Annotated in this window: 1 rRNA gene; it reads left to right on the forward strand. The window is 48.9% G+C overall.

Features of this window, described 5'->3' with window-relative positions:
• Window positions 1–613: ribosomal RNA gene (locus C1A38_RS30445) — 23S ribosomal RNA — on the forward strand; the annotation flags it as partial.

Consider the following 613-nt stretch of genomic DNA (forward strand, 5'->3'; position numbering starts at 1 on the left):
CTGGTAGCGAAATTCCTTGTCAACTAATTATTGACCTGCACGAAAGGCGCAATGATCTCCCTACTGTCTCAACATTGGACTCGGTGAAATTATGGTACCAGTGAAAACGCTGGTTACCCGCATCAAGACGACAAGACCCCGTGGAGCTTTACTATAACTTCGTATTGAAAATTGGTTTAGCATGTGTAGGATAGGTGGGAGACTTTGAAGCTGGGACGCTAGTTCTAGTGGAGTCAACCTTGAAATACCACCCTTGCTAAATTGATTTTCTAACCCGTTCCCCTTATCTGGGAAGGAGACAGTGCGTGGTGGGTAGTTTGACTGGGGCGGTCGCCTCCTAAAGAGTAACGGAGGCGTTCAAAGCTACACTCAATATGGTCAGAAACCATATGCAGAGCACAAAGGTAAAAGTGTGGTTGACTGCAAGACTTACAAGTCGAGCAGGTGCGAAAGCAGGACTTAGTGATCCGGCGGTACATTGTGGAATGGCCGTCGCTCAACGGATAAAAGCTACCCCGGGGATAACAGGCTAATCTTCCCCAAGAGATCACATCGACGGGAAGGTTTGGCACCTCGATGTCGGCTCATCGCATCCTGGAGCTGGAGTCGGTTC

Origin of the sequence: Verrucosispora sp. ts21 (assembly GCF_002879555.1) — a bacterium.
Taxonomy (GTDB): domain Bacteria; phylum Actinomycetota; class Actinomycetes; order Mycobacteriales; family Micromonosporaceae; genus Micromonospora; species Micromonospora gifhornensis.